We start from the raw sequence: 14322 nt of genomic DNA on the forward strand, positions 1-14322 counted from the left end.
TTTCTCCTTTCTTCACTTTCTGCAAAAATAAGCATTTTTCAATACCGGACAAGTTTTTGCCTTTCTATTTATAAATCTTCAGACGCTTTCCTGCCGATATTCGGGTGCTGTGCAATCCGTTCCAACTTTTCAACTGATTGACGGTAACGCCGTATTTTCGTGCAATGGTCGATAATGTTTCGCCATTGCGGATTTTGTGGTAGGTGGCATTGCCTGCCGTGCTGTTTCTGCTGTTGCGTGTTGCCGGACGCGTATCTGCAATGGCTATTACTTTACGGTTTTTGAACAGTTCGTTGCTGCGGTGGGCGTAGATTGTATCTTGTTTATCGATAAATGTACTGATATGGGTGATGGGAAGACGGAGTGTTTGGGGCTTGCTTTCTCCGGGAATTATGTTTCTTGTGAATTGCGGATTCAAACTCTTTATCTGGTCCATATCAATGCCACAGATATCGGCAATCTGCTCGAAATGCAGGTTGCGGTTTACTTGCACGGTGTCTGTGGCGTTCGGTATATTGGTTTCCATGGGGCAAATGTTGTGCTTGCAGTAATAAGTCATGACGTAATTGGCCGCAATGAAAGCCGGCACATATCCGCGTGTCTCTTTGGGCAGGTAGTTGTAAATCTCCCAATAATCAGTTTTTCCGCCGGCACGACGAATGGCTTTGTTGATAGTGCCGGGGCCACAGTTATAGGCGGCAATCACCAGATTCCAATCTTTATAGATGTCGTACATATCTTTCAGGTAACGCGCGGCAGCCCATGTAGCTTTTATCGGGTCGCGGCGTTCATCTACGAGGCTGTTGCTTTCCAAACCATACAATTTTCCTGTGGCAAGCATGAATTGCCATAATCCGCAAGCGCCGGCACGGGACACGGCCGAAGGATTTAGAGCCGATTCTATGATGGGCAGGTATTTCAGCTCAAGCGGAAGGCCATAGGTATCCAATGCTTCCTCGAAGATGGGCATGTAGAAGTTGCAGGCGCTTAGCATGAAAGCCACCTGATTGCGCAGGCGTCCGGCATACATGTCGATGAATTTACGTACAATTTCATTATAGGGCATCTCTATGACAGCAGGGATGCGTGACAGGCGGTCGATATATACCGAGTCGCTGAACTCCGGATTGATGGTGGAGGTGTCACAGTCTTTTCCCAAGTCTATATGGTTTTTAGCTTTCCAGTCGTTGAGCAGGCTGTCCAGCGGATAAGTCATGCTTTTGGGCAGTTCGATGGTTTCCTCGCGTTCTGTTCCGTTCTCGCGGACAAAAACTTCTACACTTTCTTGTGCCTGTACTTGAGAAGTGGCAAAGAGCGTACCGGAAAAGAGGGAGAAACCGAAGATTATTTTTTTCATATCTGTGAGTTTATTCGTCATAGGGTGATTAATGCTTTTATTTATTCTTCAGAAACGGAAACTGCATTGCATGCCGACGGCTCTTTGAGAGGAACCTATCATTCCGTTGTTGATTATGGCGGGTTCTACCCTCATGCTGAGGTCCGGCGTTATGTCGAAGTTGGACAACTCTGCGTCTACATAGGCATCGACAACAGAAAGCAGATATACGCCGATGAAGGCAAAAATGCTCAGGTCGCGAAATCTTCGATAGGTGTCTTTGCGTTTCCGCAACACTTCCAACAGTTGGCTTTGGGTATAATTGTGGTTGGGGGGCAACAAGTCGGTGATACTGGTGGAAGTCCAGTTTCCGTTTGCTGCGTCTTTGTATGCGGCCGAATAATCCTTGTACATTTTGTTGTTCCAAGTAAGCGCATAGGCACAACCCGCAAAGCCGCCATAAAAGATGGGTAATTTCCAGAATTTACGATTGTAGATTTGTCCGCCTCCGGGGATGACGAGAGCCAGCCACGTGGCTGTGGTGGGGTTAGGTATCCATACTCGAGGGTTGATTGCTTTTCGCAAGCTGTCTGTCGAAACAGGTTGTACCTTCAAGTCGGGTTCGGCTGTCATTTCCAACAGCTTCTTTTGTTTTCGGCCGCAAGGCTGTCAGCTACGGCAAGACTGTCTGAATCGGCTGGCAGTTGAATTGTCTCCGGTTGGGCTATCTCTATATTCAGACTGTCGGCTTGCGGATGGATGGGTTGACGCGCAATGCCTGTTGTATCATTCTGAAGTCGGTGCGTCCGTTTGGAAGCGGCTCGCGGGCGGTCTTGACCATACATGGCAATCCCTGCCGTTTGCAGAAAACAAAGCAGCAGGGCGACGGTCAACTGATATATTCTTCTTGTTTTTCTCATTTATCTCTTCAGCGTGTCAAGTATGCCGATGATGCGTTCCAGTTCTTCTTCGTTACTGAACGGAATACTTATTTTGCCTTTACCTTTCTCCGAGCAGGTGAACTGCACTTTTGTGTTGAAGAATCCTGAGAGTTGCTGTTTCAACATGTTGAATTCTTCGGGCAGTTTGGCACGTTTGGGGGCAATCTTACGGCTACCGCTTTTCACAGCTTCGCCTTCGCTCAGCGATTTGACTATTTCTTCCACTTTGCGCACGGAATATCCGTGTTCCAGAATCTCCTCATAAATCTTTACTTGCAGCTTCGGGTCGCCGAGTGTCACCAATGCTCGGGCATGTCCCATGTCTATCTGCTTGTTTTGAAGCCCCATCTGTATGGGAGCGGGTAGCTTGAGCAGGCGCAGATAGTTGGCAATGGTGGTGCGCTTCTTGCCCACACGTTCGCTGAGGCGTTCTTGTGTCAGGCCGTATTGTTCCAGCAAATGCTGATAGGCAAGAGCTATTTCCACTGAGTTCAAGTCTTCGCGTTGTATGTTTTCGATGAGTGCCATTTCCATAACGTTCTCATCGTCGGCTGTGCGTATATAAGCGGGTATGCTTTTCAACCCGGCAAGCTGCGAAGCGCGGAAACGGCGTTCGCCGGCGATAATCTGGTATTCGTCGTCGCTCAGTTTACGCAGGGTGATGGGTTGGATGATGCCTATCTCGGAGATTGAGTCGGCAAGCTCCTGCAGTGCGGTCTGGTCAAATTCATGACGAGGCTGGTTAGGGTTGACGGAAATCTTCGACAACTCTATTTCGTTGATGGAGGAGGAACCTTCGGTTTGCACTTCGTCCATAGATAGCAGGGCGTCCAAACCTCGTCCTAATGCGTTTCGTTTCTGTGCCATTTGTTTTTCTTGCGATTTTACCATTTGCTGTTTACAATATCATGTCGGATGATGTTGCAGCCACATTGCAAACGGTGCATTTATAATTTATCGTTTACTGCTTGTAACCGCAGGTTTCTCGTTCCGATTAATCAGTTCCTTGGCAAGCGCCATGTGGTTTTTGGCTCCGGTGGAGTCTGCATCGTATAAGATGGTGGGCAGGCCGTAGCTGGGCGCTTCGCTCAACTTTACGTTACGTTGGATTACCGTATTGAACACCAATTCTTGGAAGTGGCGTTTCACTTCGTCGTAGATTTGGTTGGCTTGGCGCAGACGTGAGTCGTACATCGTCAGCAGAAAGCCTTCGATTTCGAGTGTCGGATTCAACTTCGACTTGATGATTTTGATGGTGTTCAGCAGTTTGCTGATACCTTCCAATGCGAAATATTCCGCTTGTACGGGGATGATTACGGAATCGGCGGCGGTCAATGCATTGACGGTTATCAGCCCCAAAGAGGGGGAGCAGTCTATCAATATATAATCAAACTCATCTTTTAGCGGGGCGAGTACCTCTTTCAGTATCTTCTCCCGATTTTTGAGATTGAGCATTTCTATCTCGGCTCCTACCAGATTAATGTGGGAGGAGATGACCTTCAGGGTATCTATTTCAGTGTCATGAAGGGCGTCGCGCACGTTGGCACGGTCGATAATACATTCGTATATAGTGCATTCCGACTGCTTGATGTCCACACCCAGGCCGGAAGAGGCATTGGCTTGCGGGTCTGCATCTACAACGAGCACTTTCTTTTCAAGAGTGGCGAGTGAGGCTGCCAGATTGATTGTTGTCGTAGTCTTACCTACGCCACCCTTTTGATTAGCCATAGCAATAATTTTTCCCATAATCTCAATGTTTTATCGGCAGCGAAATAAGTGATTATTTTCGAATAGTGCCAACTAAAAAAGAGGAAGATTGCAAAATCGGTTGAAAAGTCGGTTGTTTTGTTAATAACTCACCGTATGTCCCGCCTCTTGTTTCCGACTGTTTCAAAAACAGCTTTTCTCCTCTGGATAACTAAACGTTTATATACTGTATCTGCCTTCCCGTACGTCCTTCACGAAGTCTTTTAATCTACGGCCGTGCCATACTCCTTGCAGGAAGCGATATGCGCTTTCAAAGACTTCTTAAGGGAATGCCGTCAGCATTTAAACAGGTTTTTCGACACAAAGATATATGTTTTATATGGAAATGTAAAAGCTTTTTGCCTCGCTTGCAGAAGATTAAGATTTGTTTTTTTTATCAGTGCCCGCCAAAACTTTTCTCCAGACTGTTAACTTACACACTTCAATAGTCGGAACTATCTTCATTATAGTTGTTTCCGGATCTCTGTTCGCAGTGCGCAGATATTTGTTCGCGCCGTGCGAATATTTATCCGCAGTGCGCGGTTTTGTGTTCGCAAGCTGCGTACAGAGATTCATCCGGGGCAGAGAACATGTTTACTGTGTGCCATCCGCGATTTTATTCCACGGGATACAAGGAGTTTTTTCCCGTAGTAGCGGTTGCCCGGTTCAAAGTTCCTCGTCGGGGAGTTGTCTCTTTCTGCCTTTTTAGCTACTTTTGCACTCATAAACAATTGAAAGTATGGAAAACCGGAGACCTTTGATATTGATTTCCAATGATGATGGCATCATTGCAAAAGGCATTAGCGAGTTGATTAGATTTCTCCGCCCGTTGGGCGAGATAGTGGTGGTGGCGCCGGATGCGCCGCGTTCGGGCAGTGCGTGTGCACTTACGGTGACGGAACCTATCCATTACCGTTTGCTCCGCAAGGAAGTGGGGGTGACGGTCTACAAATGTTCCGGTACGCCGACCGATTGTGTGAAACTGGCTTTCCACACAGTGCTTGACCGTAAGCCCGACCTTGTGGTGGGGGGTATCAATCATGGCGATAATTCTTCGGTGAATGTGCACTATTCCGGAACGATGGGGGTGGTCATCGAAGGTTGCTTGAAGGGAGTTCCCTCCATCGGCTTTTCGCTGTGTTCGCATGAGATGAATGCCGACTTCGAGCCGGCCGGCCCGTACATCCGCGAAATAGCCCGCAGGGTGTTGGAGAAAGGGCTGCCTCCGTTGACGTGTCTGAATGTCAACTTCCCTGATACGAAAGAACTGAAAGGCATCAAAGTTTGTGAGCAGACTAAAGGACAATGGGTAAACGAGTGGGAGAATTTTGCACATCGGGGAGATACGCATTACTACTGGCTGACCGGTGAGTTCGAAAATCAGGATACGGACAATGAAAAGAACGACCATTGGGCGCTTGAGAACGGTTATGTAGCCATTACGCCGACTACGGTAGATGCTACGGCTTATGGGTTGATGGATGAGCTGAAGACTTGGTTCCAATAAGACGACCTGCTTATGAAATATTACTTGATTGTTGGTGAAGCTTCCGGCGACTTGCATGCCTCCCACTTAATGGCCGCACTGAAAGAAGAGGATGCCCGGGCGGAATTTCGTTTCTTTGGCGGTGACTTGATGGCGGCGGTGGGCGGTACGATGGTGAAGCATTATAAGGAGCTGGCATATATGGGCTTTGTTCCTGTGCTGTTGCACCTGCGCACCATTTTTGCCAACATGAAGCGCTGTAAGGAAGATATTGTGGCATGGCAGCCCGATGTCCTGATTCTGGTGGATTATCCGGGCTTTAATCTGAATATTGCCAAGTTTGTCCATGCACATACCCGGATTCCCGTCTTCTATTACATCTCTCCCAAGATTTGGGCGTGGAAGGAATACCGCATCAAAAATATCAAGCGGGATGTGGACGAGTTGTTTTCCATTCTACCGTTCGAGGTGGAGTTTTTTGAAGGGAAGCATCGCTATCCCATACATTATGTAGGCAATCCTACGGTAGATGAGGTTGAGGCTTTCCGTGCTTCCGGCTCCGAGGCTTTTGATGATTTCACACATGTCAACCTACTATCCGATAAACCGATAATTGCCTTGTTGGCAGGTAGTCGTAAACAGGAAATCAAGGATAACCTGCCGGACATGCTTCGGGCGGCGGTCTCTTTCCCCGATTATCAATTGGTGTTGGCCGGTGCTCCCGGCATCTCCCCCGAATACTATAAGCAATATGTAGGAGAGGCTGATGTGAAGATTCTTTTCAATAAGACGTTTCCCTTGTTGCGGCAGGCCGAGGCGGCATTGGTCACTTCGGGCACGGCAACATTGGAGACGGCTTTGTTCCGTGTGCCTCAGGTGGTGTGCTACCACACCCCGATAGGGAAAATCATTGCTTTCCTGAAGAGGCATGTGCTGAAAGTAAAATACATTTCTTTGGTCAACCTGATAGCTGATCGTGAGGTCGTGAAGGAACTGGTTGCCGATACCATGACGGTGGAACGGATACGCTCGGAGTTGAAGAGTATTCTATATGACGAGCAATATCGACGGCAGATGCTTGACGGTTACGAGCATGTGGCATCTCGTTTGGGCAAAGCGGGTGCACCCCGGCATGCTGCCTCCAAGATGGTGGCATTGCTTAAAAAACGGCGTGGAGGATGAGATGCGAAGAGTACGGCAGATGCCGGAAGTATTCTGTTAAAACAATAAAAAACACAAAAGCCGGTGCAGTAAACGCCCGGCTTTTGTATTTTTCAGACAGAAACAAACGGAAAAAGATTTTGATTATGAAAAAACTACATTGCTTATTTATGGTGATATGCTTGGCGCTGATGCCGTCATTGCAATCGTGTGGAGATTCCGAAGGATATTCGGTAGGTGATTTTACTCCGCCTTTGTGGGCCACTGTGCGTGTTACGGGAAATGCTTTCTATCTGAATTGCGATAGGTGGGGAACCCTCTGGCCGGTGAATGTCGATCTTGGATGGTATGAGGCCGTGGACGGGCAGCGTGTGCTGACTGTGTTCAACCCTTTGTGGGATAACTACGAGGGATACGACCATGCCGTAAAGTTGCTGAAACTGCAAAATGTTCTGACGAAAGGAGTAGAAACGCTGACTCCCGAAACCGAACAGGAGTTTGGTAATGACCCTGTACGGATATATAAGGGCGATATAAACATCAGCGGCGGTTATATGAACATCTTTTTCGTTCAGAACCTGCCATCTGCGAAGAAACACCGCATAAGCCTGGTGCGTCCGCAGAAGGATGAGGACTTATATGGCGATGACGGTTATATTCATTTGGAACTGCGCTACAATGATTATGACGACTTGACCGGCCGTCGCTCCTATGCTGCCGTGTCTTATAATCTGAATAGCCTGAAAATCACTCACGATATCAAAGGCTTCAAGTTGAAACTCCACTCGGAAGTAAACGGTAAGGTGGAGATAGCATTCGATCTGAAGAGCTCGACAAGCAACATAAAGGAAATAAACATTCCGGACTTGTCGGACATGCAGTTGCAATGAGAATGCTTACATGCTCAAGGCATATAGATAGACTACTGCGGCCGGAATAGCCATCAGTGCACTGTCGAAGCGGTCGAGCATTCCACCGTGTCCCGGCAAGATGTTGCCGGAATCCTTGATGCCCAATTGGCGTTTCATCAACGATTCGGTTAAGTCTCCCCACGTACCGAAAATGACGACGATTGTTGCCAATCCGGCCCATTGCCACCATGACATGAAAGGGAAAAAATGGGCAAAAGCCAAGGAGGAGGCTATGGAGAATGCGCCGCCGCCAATGCTTCCCTCCCACGATTTCTTGGGCGAGATACGCTCGAACAGGCGGTGTTTGCCGATTAACGATCCTACGCAATAAGCTCCGGTATCGCTCAGCCAGATGAAGACGAAGATAGATAACGGAAGGACGGGGTTATAAGTCACACTGCCTGTTTCCGGTGAGTTTTGAAACGCAAGTACGTTCAACAGGGCAAAAGGTAATGCCACGTATAATTGGCTTAGCATGGAGTATGCCCAATTACCTGTCGGGTTCTTTTTCTTAAGATATAATTCCGTTATCATCAGATAGAGCAACAGTGCCAGATAGGGGAGGAATACCCGTGCCCCTACGCTCTGTTGCGTGCAGAAGCTCATCAATGCGAGAAACAGGTATGCTCCTCCTAAAGAGGTGATGGTCTTATTGAGGCTTATCTCGCCGTTTTGATTGATTAACCGGGCGAACTCGTGCACGCTCAGTGCGCTGATAATGGTAAATAATATTCCGAATGAGAAGGGACTGTAAAGAATGCAGCCCACCAATACTGTTACGAACAGCACGCCGGTGACGGCACGTTGGATAAAGTTGTTTTTCACGCTACTTTCTTTTTTTTAGTTTTGAGATACAAGGTCTGCCGATGTGGTGTTCTCGGCTGCTCCTTCCTTTTCCTTCACCTCTTTCTCTGCCTCTGCGGCCTTTTCTGTTTCCTCTTCTTCCGCCTTTTCCTGTTCGGCGGAAACCTTGGCATTGATAATCTCTTCAGAGCGTGAGGCCCACGGGCGTTTGCCGAAGATATGTTCGACGTCTTCAGCAAAGATTACCTCCTTGTCAATCAGCAATTGTGCCAACCGGTTGTGTCCTTCTTTATGTTCGGACAATAATTTCTTGGCACGTTCGTATTGCTCGTTTATCATTTGCTTCACTTCTTCATCAATCAGTTCGGCTGTCTTTTCGCTGTACGGGCGGTTGAAAGAGTATTCTTCATTATTATAATAGCAGAGGTTGGGAATCTTCTCGCTCATACCCAGATAAGCCACCATGCCGTAAGCCTGTTTCGTCACACGCTCCAAGTCGTTCATGGCGCCTGTGGATATTCTTCCCAAGAAGAGGTCTTCTGCCGCACGCCCTCCCAAAGTGGCGCACATTTCGTCCAGCATCTGTTCTTTGGTGGTGATTTGTCGCTCTTCAGGCAGATACCATGCTGCACCCAAAGCGCGTCCGCGGGGCACGATGGTTACTTTAATCAACGGGTTGGCGTATTCCAGCAGCCATGATATGCTGGCATGGCCGGCTTCGTGTATGGCTATGGAACGGCGTTCGGCTTCGGTTGTAATCTTGGTTTTCTTTTCCAGACCGCCGACAATACGGTCTACGGCATCCAGAAAATCCTGCTTGCCGACAAACTTCTTGCCGTGGCGGGCGGCTATCAAGGCTGCTTCGTTGCAGACGTTGGCAATGTCGGCTCCGGAGAAGCCGGGTGTCTGGCGGGCCAGTAAATCGATGTCCACCGTATTGTCTATCTTAATGGGGCGTAAATGTACGCCGAACACCTCTTTGCGTTCGTTCAAATCGGGAAGGTCCACGTGTATCTGTCTGTCGAAGCGTCCGGCGCGAAGCAAGGCTTTGTCCAGAACATCCACACGGTTGGTAGCGGCCAGAATGATGACGCCGCTGTTCGAGCCGAAGCCATCCATTTCGGTCAGCAATTGGTTCAACGTGTTTTCGCGTTCATCGTTGCCACCCATAGCGGCAGCCTTGGAGCGGGCACGTCCCACGGCGTCAATCTCGTCGATAAACACGATGCAGGGAGCTTTCTCCTTTGCTTGGCGGAAGAGGTCGCGCACTCTGGACGCCCCCACACCCACAAACATCTCGACAAAATCAGAACCGGCCAGCGAGAAGAATGGTACGTTCGCCTCTCCTGCCACGGCCTTTGCGAGCAGTGTCTTGCCGGTTCCCGGAGGACCTACGAGCAAAGCGCCTTTGGGTATTTTACCTCCCAAGTCGGTGTATTTCTGCGGTTCTTTCAAGAACTCTACGATTTCTTCTACCTCCTGTTTGGCTTCGGCAAGTCCTGCCACATCCTTGAAGGTTATCTTTATGGTAGAACCTTTCTCGAAGAGCTGGGCTTTGGATTTGCCTACGCTGAAGATGCCTCCGCCGCCGCCCATGCCTCCGCCTCCGCCGCTCATCCGGCGCGAGAGGTAAATCCAGAAACCGATGAGGAAGGCAAAAGGAAGAACCTGCCATAGGAAGGCGCCGAAATAGTTTCTTTTCTTTTCGTAATTGATGGAACCGTCGAAGTGCGATTCATCTCTTTCTTTCTGCAAAAAGTCTCCCAGGCTTTCGCGCGAAGGTGCTTCGGTTGTGATGAGCGGGTTTTTGCCTACCCGGTTAGAGTCTTGGCGGAAGACGTTTCCTACGTGTTGCGACTTGATGTATGCTTCAACGGAGTTGTCGTCGTAGCCGATTACTTTGCTGATATAGCCGTTGCGCACGTATTGCTGAAACTCATCATAGGAGATGTTTTTGGAGGTGGTGCCGCTTTCGTTGGTGAGGTACAATCCCACCAGCATGATTGCTATTATCATGTACAACCAATTCAGGTTGAACTTGGGCATGTTCACTTTATTAGGCTTTTTGTTGGTATTATTGTCCATACATTTTGATTAATCTATGTCGGGGATTTGGGTTAATTTGGCGTCTGCCCAAAGGTGTTCCAAGTTATAGAACTCTCTTGCCTCCGGCAGGAATACATGTACCAGAATATCCGAATAGTCCATTGCCACCCATTCGGCGTTGCGCAATCCGTCGATGGCGAAAGGTTTGGTATCGGCCCCCTTGCGCGTGAAATCCTTGACGGATTCTACGATGGCCGTCACTTGGCTGGGTGAGTTTCCTTGGCAGATGACGAAATAGTTGCATATTGTATCGTCTATTTTTGTGAGGTCGGCAACGACGATTTTCTTTCCTTTTTTATCTTGAATTCCTTCTGTAATCTGTTGAATCAGTCTTTTGGTTTCGTTCATTATACATTATTATATTAAAAACAGATGGCAAATATACATTGATTTCTCATACCAAACACGCAAAAGAGGAAAAGAGTTTGATTTTTTGCTTTTTTTTAGTTGTGCGAATCTTTGACATGGCTTATCTGCTTTGATAGAAAAAAAATGTTCGATAAAGTTTTGGATTCTCGTTTTTTTTGTATCTTTGCAACCGCAAAACAGAAATAACCTGTTATTGGGCTATGGTGTAATGGTAACACTACAGATTCTGGTCCTGTCATTTCTGGTTCGAGTCCAGATAGCCCAACAAAAAGAGAACGCTTTGCAGACGAAATCTGCAAAGCGTTCTCTTTTTGTTGGGTCTTTTCAGATTATGTGTCGTTATGGAGCTGTTCCGGATTACTCCGAAGATTGTGTTGGTGATATTATTGCAATTCATTCCGAAAAAACATTCTTCTATAATGGGCTTCCGGCTGATATTACGAAAACTTTCGATGAAGAGGCGTTTTGGGGAATATGGTGTTGCGAATATTTACTTCTTCAAAAGAGCTTTCGGAGAAAACGGACGAGGAAAGTCATACCCTTGTCAGAGCACCTTCTGGCAGGGGGGAAGATCAGTATACGACTGATGTGGCTTCAGTATACGACTCATCCTACATCAGTATACGACTGATGTACCTTCAATACGGAACTGAACTTTTCTCGTTCCTTTTGTCGGCTTTTCAAGGGTTGTTTTTATGGAAATTTTGGAAAGATTTTTTGATGTGCAATACGTGTCGGGGTCGGGTGAAACCACCCAACCCCGATATTGCAGGTAAATTCGGTTTGGAAAGTGTCAGTCTGCCACAATCGGTTTGTATTTCGGCACCAGCGCCTTCATGATGCACCAACCTATCAAGTAAGCCACGGCGCAGACGCAGAAGATGATGAAGTAGCCGGCAGGTTTCCCGACGAAACCCATGAACGCCATTTGGCTCTCGTCGGCATAGGTGAAGAGCATGCCGGAACTTTTATTGATAAGGAATGCGCCGACACCGCCTGCCATGCCTCCGAAGCCGGTGATGGTGGCTACCGCACTCTTCGGAAACATGTCGCCTACCACGGAGTAGATGTTGGCCGACCATGACTGGTGGGCGGCTCCCGCAATACCGATGATGATGATGGGAAACCAGTAGGAATAAGCCCCCAAAGGCTGCGCAAACAAGGCAAGCAACGGGAACAGGGCAAAAACAAGCATGGCGCGCATACGGGCAGCGTATGGATTCATGCCGGTCTTGTTGATGATGATGGTGGGCAGCTTGCCTCCATAGATAGAGAGCATCGTGATGGCATAAAGCACAAATATCAGCAACTGTGCGGTTGCGCTATCCGATGAGAAACCGTAAACGTCCGAAATGTAGGCGGGAGTCCAAAATAGGAAGAACCACCATACGCCGTCCGTCATGAATTTGCCTATGGCAAACGCCCATGCCTGGCGGTACTTGAGGCATTCGAGGAATGAGAGTTTCCGCTCCCTTTTATCGTCTTTAGAGGAGCTGTTGTTTTCTTCGGCCGGTTTGTCTTGTTCGATGTATGCCAGCTCGGCGGCGTTGACTGCGGGGTTTTCATTCGGCTTTTTATAAAGGAACATCCACAGTCCCATCCATACGAAGCCCAATGCGCCGATGACGATAAATGCCATTTCCCAGCCGTTGCCTATGCCTATGCTTTGGAAATAGCGTGCCAGCGGGGGAATGGTGACCGGGGCGATTAAAGCGCCTACCGTGGCTCCGGCATTGAAGATGGAGGTAGAAAAGGCTCGGTCTTTTTTAGGAAAATATTCTGCCGTCACCTTGATGGCGGCCGGAAAGTTGCCTGCCTCGCCCACGCTTAGCACGATGCGGGCGGCTATGAAGAAATAGACGCTGGTAATGGCGATGGTCGATGCCACTGCCCCCGTGGCCGAAACCATGGCTGCCGCATCATGAATGCCCACTACGTGTTCGGTGGCCCAGCCGCAGGCTGCGTGCAGACATGCGCCCAACGACCAGACGAAGATGGCCCAAAGATAGCCTTTCTTGGTTCCCATCCAGTCGATGAAACGGCCGGCAAACAGGTTTGCGATGGCATATACAATGGAGAAGACGGCGGTGATGTCGCCATAATCGGCATCTGTCCAATGGAACTCCGGAGCGATGAAATCTTTCCAAGTGAGAGAAAGGACTTGGCGGTCAAGATAGTTGACTGTTGTGGCAAAGAAGAGCATGCAGCAGATGACCCAGCGGTAATTGGTCATCTTGCCCGATGTGTTTGAAAATGTACTCATGATATAGATTTATTATTTGGTTGCAAAAATAGGGTTTTGTGTGTTGTGCAAGGTGTAATAATTGGTGGAAAAACTGTATAAAATGACGAAACGGACATTGGACACGCAGATACAGAAACACAGAGCTTCCCATGTTGCATAGAATGAAAAGCTCTGTGCCCGTATGTGTTTCGTGTACGAATCTTATTTCATATTCGTATATTTTATTTCATCCTTGTCGCTGTATTTCAGGTTTTCGCCTGCCATGCCCCAGATAAAAGTATAGTTGCGTGTTCCTGCTGCTGCGTGGATAGACCATTCGGGAGATGTGATGGCTTGTTCGTTGTGCAGCCACACCAGACGTTCTTCCTGCGGTTCGCCCATCAGGTGGCAGATGGCATTGCCTTCGGCCACGTTGAAATAGTAGTAGGCTTCCATGCGGCGTGTGTGCGTATGGGCGGGCATGGTGTTCCATACCGAGCCGGGAGCCAGTTCAGTGAGCCCCATTTGCAACTGGTTCGTACCGCCGTCTTTCACTCTTTCCAACACATCCTTCACAATCAGTTGGTTCACGATGCGGTCGTTGCTGTCTTCCATCTTTCCGTAGCGGTCGGAGATGCCCAATGCATATTTCTTGGAGTTGGCTTTCTGAAGTTTGGCATCGGTGGTAATTAATTGAGTGACATAGGGCTTATAGGCCGGAGCCGAGTTGATGTAGAATTTGGCCGGTCGGGTGGAATCGTTGCTTCTAAAGGTTACTTCTTTGTTGCCGCATCCCACGTAAAGCGCTTCTTTGTACTTCATTGGATACTCTTTGCCGTCTACCGTAACCACTCCGTCACCACCGGTATTGATTACTCCCAATTCGCGACGTTCGAGGAAATAAGTGATTTCCGGACCGAGTTCGCGGAACACCTCCAGCTTGAGAGTCTTGTTCACCGGCATCACTCCGCCGTAAATCAAACGGTCGTAGAGGGTATAAGTTATGTTGATTTCGTCCGCTACCATCACTTTTTCCATCACGAAGGCACTGCGCAGGCGCTCCGTATCATAGTGCTTTACGTCCTGCGGATGGCAGGCTGTCTGCACCTTGTAGTTCATTTGGGCATTGGCTGCCAATGCAGCCGCTCCCATCATCAATGCAATTGCTAACTTTTTCATAATCCGTAGTTTTATTTTAAATATATACTTATTCATCACTAATCATTCATCACTAACCG

The 14322-nt window shown here is 48.3% G+C and carries 11 protein-coding genes, 1 tRNA gene and 1 pseudogene; 4 read left to right on the forward strand and 9 right to left on the reverse strand.

Translation table 11 applies throughout. The features are described 5' to 3' along the window. Positions 1-64: 64 nt before the first annotated feature. The 4 genes and pseudogenes from C3V43_RS00500 to C3V43_RS00515 all read right to left on the reverse strand — a co-directional run bounded on the left by C3V43_RS00500 (position 65) and on the right by C3V43_RS00515 (position 4023). Positions 65-1357: a lytic transglycosylase domain-containing protein gene (locus C3V43_RS00500; protein ID WP_235655867.1), complete on the reverse strand. Its 1293-nt coding sequence runs from the start codon at positions 1355-1357 to the stop codon at positions 65-67. A gap of 48 nt (positions 1358-1405) precedes the next feature. Further along, positions 1406-2256: pseudogene (locus tag C3V43_RS00505) on the reverse strand (DUF5683 domain-containing protein). Then, complete coding sequence (locus tag C3V43_RS00510; protein ID WP_106070380.1) at positions 2257-3144, reverse strand: ParB/RepB/Spo0J family partition protein; 888 nt, start codon at positions 3142-3144, stop codon at positions 2257-2259. 87 nt (positions 3145-3231) lie between these two features. Continuing rightward, positions 3232-4023: a ParA family protein gene (locus C3V43_RS00515; protein WP_106068144.1), complete on the reverse strand. Its 792-nt coding sequence runs from the start codon at positions 4021-4023 to the stop codon at positions 3232-3234. A 739-nt stretch (positions 4024-4762) separates the two neighbouring features. Here C3V43_RS00515 and surE point away from each other — a divergent pair. The 3 genes from surE to C3V43_RS00535 all read left to right on the forward strand — a co-directional run bounded on the left by surE (position 4763) and on the right by C3V43_RS00535 (position 7560). Next, entirely contained in the window at positions 4763-5530 is a 768-nt protein-coding gene (surE, locus tag C3V43_RS00525; protein WP_106068146.1) for a 5'/3'-nucleotidase SurE, read from the forward strand. A gap of 12 nt (positions 5531-5542) precedes the next feature. Then, positions 5543-6691 carry a lipid-A-disaccharide synthase gene (gene lpxB / locus C3V43_RS00530; protein WP_106068147.1) on the forward strand — a complete coding sequence of 383 codons (1149 nt, stop codon included), beginning with the start codon at positions 5543-5545 and terminating at the stop codon, positions 6689-6691. Between the two features lie 125 nt (positions 6692-6816). Then, on the forward strand, positions 6817-7560 hold the full coding sequence (locus C3V43_RS00535) for a NigD1/NigD2 family lipoprotein (protein ID WP_106070381.1): 744 nt from the start codon (positions 6817-6819) through the stop codon (positions 7558-7560). A gap of 6 nt (positions 7561-7566) precedes the next feature. On the opposite strand, the gene C3V43_RS00540 is transcribed toward C3V43_RS00535, so the two are convergent. From C3V43_RS00540 to rsfS, 3 genes are read right to left on the reverse strand one after another with little or no spacing between them, the layout of a single operon-like run. Next, on the reverse strand, positions 7567-8406 hold the full coding sequence (locus C3V43_RS00540) for a phosphatidate cytidylyltransferase (protein ID WP_106068148.1): 840 nt from the start codon (positions 8404-8406) through the stop codon (positions 7567-7569). 15 nt (positions 8407-8421) lie between these two features. Then, positions 8422-10470: an ATP-dependent zinc metalloprotease FtsH gene (gene ftsH, locus C3V43_RS00545; RefSeq protein WP_106068149.1), complete on the reverse strand. Its 2049-nt coding sequence runs from the start codon at positions 10468-10470 to the stop codon at positions 8422-8424. Positions 10471-10479: 9 nt separating this feature from the next. After that, positions 10480-10839, reverse strand: a complete 360-nt coding sequence (rsfS, locus tag C3V43_RS00550; protein WP_106068150.1) for a ribosome silencing factor — start codon at positions 10837-10839, stop codon at positions 10480-10482. Between the two features lie 215 nt (positions 10840-11054). Here rsfS and C3V43_RS00555 point away from each other — a divergent pair. Continuing rightward, positions 11055-11125, forward strand: a tRNA-Gln gene (locus tag C3V43_RS00555). Between the two features lie 528 nt (positions 11126-11653). Here C3V43_RS00555 and C3V43_RS00565 read toward each other — a convergent pair. Both C3V43_RS00565 and kduI read right to left on the reverse strand, forming a co-directional pair. Beyond that, positions 11654-13123, reverse strand: coding sequence for an MFS transporter (locus C3V43_RS00565; RefSeq protein WP_106068152.1), 1470 nt, complete (start codon positions 13121-13123; stop codon positions 11654-11656). A gap of 183 nt (positions 13124-13306) precedes the next feature. Next, positions 13307-14263, reverse strand: coding sequence for a 5-dehydro-4-deoxy-D-glucuronate isomerase (gene kduI, locus C3V43_RS00570; RefSeq protein WP_106068153.1), 957 nt, complete (start codon positions 14261-14263; stop codon positions 13307-13309). Between the last annotated feature and the right edge of the window lie 59 nt (positions 14264-14322).

The organism is Prevotella heparinolytica, from assembly GCF_002998535.1.
Taxonomy (GTDB): Bacteria; Bacteroidota; Bacteroidia; order Bacteroidales; family Bacteroidaceae; genus Bacteroides; species Bacteroides heparinolyticus.

What these genes read in the sequence shown, in the direction of transcription:
- C3V43_RS00500 (WP_235655867.1), bottom strand. Translation starts at nt 1,357, where the DNA reads ATGAAAAAAATAATCTTCGGTTTCTCCCTCTTTTCCGGTACGCTCTTT.
- C3V43_RS00510 (WP_106070380.1), bottom strand. Translation starts at nt 3,144, where the DNA reads ATGGCACAGAAACGAAACGCATTAGGACGAGGTTTGGACGCCCTGCTA.
- C3V43_RS00515 (WP_106068144.1), bottom strand. Translation starts at nt 4,023, where the DNA reads ATGGGAAAAATTATTGCTATGGCTAATCAAAAGGGTGGCGTAGGTAAG.
- surE (WP_106068146.1), top strand. Translation starts at nt 4,763, where the DNA reads ATGGAAAACCGGAGACCTTTGATATTGATTTCCAATGATGATGGCATC.
- lpxB (WP_106068147.1), top strand. Translation starts at nt 5,543, where the DNA reads ATGAAATATTACTTGATTGTTGGTGAAGCTTCCGGCGACTTGCATGCC.
- C3V43_RS00535 (WP_106070381.1), top strand. Translation starts at nt 6,817, where the DNA reads ATGAAAAAACTACATTGCTTATTTATGGTGATATGCTTGGCGCTGATG.
- ftsH (WP_106068149.1), bottom strand. Translation starts at nt 10,470, where the DNA reads ATGGACAATAATACCAACAAAAAGCCTAATAAAGTGAACATGCCCAAG.
- rsfS (WP_106068150.1), bottom strand. Translation starts at nt 10,839, where the DNA reads ATGAACGAAACCAAAAGACTGATTCAACAGATTACAGAAGGAATTCAA.
- C3V43_RS00565 (WP_106068152.1), bottom strand. Translation starts at nt 13,123, where the DNA reads ATGAGTACATTTTCAAACACATCGGGCAAGATGACCAATTACCGCTGG.
- kduI (WP_106068153.1), bottom strand. Translation starts at nt 14,263, where the DNA reads ATGAAAAAGTTAGCAATTGCATTGATGATGGGAGCGGCTGCATTGGCA.